At 51.8% G+C, this 3,376-nt stretch carries 5 protein-coding genes; all 5 read right to left on the reverse strand.

Annotated elements, in window-relative coordinates:
- Positions 1-214: 214 nt before the first annotated feature.
- Positions 215-730 carry a type 1 glutamine amidotransferase domain-containing protein gene (locus tag Q7V48_02840; GenBank protein MDO9209674.1) on the reverse strand — a complete coding sequence of 172 codons (516 nt, stop codon included), beginning with the start codon at positions 728-730 and terminating at the stop codon, positions 215-217.
- Positions 731-890: 160 nt separating this feature from the next.
- Positions 891-1,742 carry a HesA/MoeB/ThiF family protein gene (locus Q7V48_02845; GenBank protein ID MDO9209675.1) on the reverse strand — a complete coding sequence of 284 codons (852 nt, stop codon included), beginning with the start codon at positions 1,740-1,742 and terminating at the stop codon, positions 891-893.
- A 22-nt stretch (positions 1,743-1,764) separates the two neighbouring features.
- A complete protein-coding gene (locus Q7V48_02850; protein MDO9209676.1) occupies positions 1,765-2,319 on the reverse strand; it encodes a 2-oxoacid:acceptor oxidoreductase family protein in 555 nt (184 codons plus the stop codon).
- Between the two features lie 106 nt (positions 2,320-2,425).
- Positions 2,426-3,178 carry a thiamine pyrophosphate-dependent enzyme gene (locus tag Q7V48_02855; protein MDO9209677.1) on the reverse strand — a complete coding sequence of 251 codons (753 nt, stop codon included), beginning with the start codon at positions 3,176-3,178 and terminating at the stop codon, positions 2,426-2,428.
- Positions 3,179-3,187: 9 nt separating this feature from the next.
- Positions 3,188-3,376, reverse strand: a 189-nt coding sequence (locus Q7V48_02860; GenBank protein ID MDO9209678.1) for a 3-methyl-2-oxobutanoate dehydrogenase subunit beta, incomplete at its 5' end; no start/stop codon positions are given.

Consider the following 3,376-nt stretch of genomic DNA (forward strand, 5'->3'; position numbering starts at 1 on the left):
AAATTCCAGATTTTATAAGTGCCCTTCATCAGCCAGATCCCCATCGGCATCTGCGCTACCGACAGGCTATGGAGCGACAACAAAATTTATATAAAAAGCTGGTTAAACCGGGAGGGGCAAGATATCGAAAAGCCTGAGTGACTCCAACCAGCGGAGCCAGAATTCAGAAAAAGTTATATCATCATTCCGGCTCCTGAATGCTTTTTTCTGAATTCTACTTCAGCGCTGCGATGATCTCGCGGCAGAAGGCGGGGAGATCATCCGGAGTACGCGAGGTGATCAGGTTGCCGTCCCGCACCACTTCCTGGTCCACATATTTGGCGCCGGCGTTGACTACGTCGTCTTTGATGGACGAAAAGCAGGTTGCCGTTTTGCCTTTTAAGACCCCGGCTGAAACGAGCACCCACCCGGCATGACAAATCGCCGCCACAACTTTCCCCTGATGAAAGCAATCCCGCACGAGTTTAAGCATGGCGGCGCTCCGGCGCATACGGTCCGGAGCATATCCACCGGGAACGATCACGGCCTCAAAGTCGGCAGCGCTTACGGATTCAGCAGGCGTTCCTCCAGGAGCAGGCACGCCGATTTTGCTGTGGTATTCTTTGGCTCCCGTACCAATGACCGTTACACTGGCACCAGCTTCTTTCATCCGGTAGTAGGGATACCAGAACTCAAACTCGTTGTACATGTCCTCGATAAGGATGGCGATGCGTTTTCCCTTTAGTTCCATTCTTGGACCTCCTTTTTCCCAATATTTTTTTAATTATACCCCGCCCCATTTTAATTGACCAGGGCCTGGAGAACATTATTTCTCCCAATTGTCAAAAATATTGAGAGTAATTTTCCTAATTCCCCATGATGATGGTTGGCGAAGCTCCTGGGCAGTTGGACTACTTCAGGGAAATAATTTCAGCCGAGCCATTCAGAGAATCAAGGAAAAGCAGGCGGTTGCGGAGGGGCCGGCCGAGGCCGGTGATGATTTTAATCACTTCCTGCACTTGGAGAGAGGCGACGGTGGAAACGATCCCAGCCAAATTTCCCAGCTCCACCTCGATCCCTTTCTCTGGGGTTGTTTGGGATTCTCCATAGAAAGCTTTAAAACCGACATCTTCGGGATATATGGTTGTCACCTGGCCACTGAAACCGGCAACGGCTCCGTGGACCAGAGGGACTTTACCTTCTTTACATACTTTTTCCAACAAGAATCGAGTAGGCATATTATCCAGGGCATCCATGGCCACATTAACGCCCCTAATAAGGCTGGCAAGTTCATTTTCCTTGACAAATCCGGCAAAGATTTCGACTTCCGTGGCGGCGTTGATTTTCAGGATTTCAGAACAAGCCACCTGGACCTTGCCCTGGCCAATATTCTGTTCTAAGGAGAAAGCCTGGCGGTTCAGGTTGTCTTCACTGAAAAAATCACCATCCGCAAGGATAAGAGTACCCAGGCCCATCCGGGCTAGAAGCTGGGCGATAGTCCCGCCCAACCCGCCAACACCAATGAGGAGGGCCCGAGATTGGAGGAGCTTCTTCTGGCCGGCGAGGCCTAGGGAACCGGCATTCCGGAGGTAACGCTGCGGCCATACTTCGAGGTCTAAAGCTGCGATCTCCACTTCCCGTTTTGGCAGGCCACAAGAAGTGGCAATGGCGTCCCGCTCTTTTAAAGAGATAGTGGAAAGGGTTTGTTTATTCGGGGCCAGGTAAGGCTTGGCGCACTTTAAAATTTGGTCACGGAGGTTCATAACCAATACCCATGGGGTTTAGTCATTTACAACCATTGGATTTGGCGAACTCCATCCCTTGGCGAATGGCCTCGGCATTGGCCGGCAGCAGATGATGGTGTCGTTCCTCAAAGATCTCCGGGAGAGCAGCGATCAAGGAATCTATACTGACTACTTTTGTCTTTTCCACGAAGGCGCCGATGATGACCATGTTGGCCAATCGGTCATTCCCCAGGTTTTGGGCAATCTCCATAGCCGGCACCGCCAGGAAGTCCAAGTCATTTCGAGGCACCTCCTGGGGGTCTACGAGGGAACGATTCAGCAGGAGAAAACCTCCGGGTTTGATTCTGGCAACATATTTGTTTAGGGCGGATTTATTCATGATGATACAATATTGTGGCGCACCGACGACGGGGGAGCCGATTTCTTCGGTGGCAATGACCACCGTGCAGTCCGCCTGCCCCCCCCGTTTTTCCACTCCGTAAATGGGGATGTAAGTTACGTTTAAATTTTCCTTAAAAGCAGCTTGGGCCAGAAGGTTGCCAATCACCATAATCCCCTGGCCACCAACCCCGCCCATGATAATTTCGTGGTACATTCAAAACTCCATTCGAATGCGGATTGCGAAATGCGGATTGCGGATTTTTATTTCCCATTCCCTGCTTTAGCATTCATTCCGCATTCGCCATTCTGCATTCCGAAATTTACAGGTGATCTGTTCCTTTCCGTTCCTTGAAAATACCTAAGGGAAAATAGGGAATGAGTTCCTTTTCCACTCGTTCATTGGCCTTAAGGGAACTCATCCCCCAGTTCGTTGGACACGAAGAAAGGAGCTCAACGAAAGAGAACCCCATGTCGTTCATCTGCATTTCGAAGGCCCGGCGGACGGCTTTTTTAGCTTTCATCAAGTTGGCCGGCGTGTTCAAAGCCACCCGGGCAGAGTAAGAAGTTCCTTCGAGGGTGGCCAGCATTTCGGCCATGCGGATGGGGTAGCCATCCTGGAGAAAATCCCTGCCGTAGGGCGATGTAGTGGTTTGCTGCCCCAGAAGAGTTGTGGGGGCCATCTGCCCACCGGTCATCCCGTACACGGTGTTGTTGACAAAGATGACCGTGATGTTTTCTCCGCGATTGGCCGTATGGACGATCTCGGACATGCCAATGGAAGCCAGGTCTCCGTCGCCCTGATAGGTAAAGATAATCCGGTCGCGGAGGACGCGCTTCAGGCCAGTGGCCACAGCCGGGGCCCGACCGTGCGGGGCTTCAGCCACATCAATGTCAAAATATTCATAAACAAATACCGAACAACCGACGCCAGCAACGCCGATCGTCCGCTCGCGCAGGTTGTAATAGTCGATGGCATCGGCCACCAGGCGATGGATTGTTCCGTGATGACAACCAGGGCAGAAATGGAAAGGAACGTCTTTTAGACTTTGGGGGCGTTGGAATACTTGTTTCATGGCCAATCCTCAAAACACTTTTTTGATGGCTTCTAAAAGCTCCTCGGGAACGGGGGGAGATCCCGGGGGATGGCCGTAAAAAAGCACGTCGGCGTCGCGGGCCACAGAGAGCTTCACGTCCTCGACCATCTGCCCGGTGTTTATCTCAATGGATAAGAAACGCTTCACCCGCTGGGAAAGGCGCTGCAGAGCTTCCTC

The organism is Deltaproteobacteria bacterium (assembly GCA_030654105.1).
GTDB lineage: Bacteria > Desulfobacterota > SM23-61 > SM23-61 > SM23-61 > JAHJQK01.

Coding starts and splice junctions, on each gene's coding strand:
- Q7V48_02850 (MDO9209676.1), bottom strand. CDS start 2,319: ATGTACCACGAAATTATCATGGGCGGGGTTGGTGGCCAGGGGATTATG.
- Q7V48_02845 (MDO9209675.1), bottom strand. CDS start 1,742: ATGAACCTCCGTGACCAAATTTTAAAGTGCGCCAAGCCTTACCTGGCC.
- Q7V48_02840 (MDO9209674.1), bottom strand. CDS start 730: ATGGAACTAAAGGGAAAACGCATCGCCATCCTTATCGAGGACATGTAC.
- Q7V48_02855 (MDO9209677.1), bottom strand. CDS start 3,178: ATGAAACAAGTATTCCAACGCCCCCAAAGTCTAAAAGACGTTCCTTTC.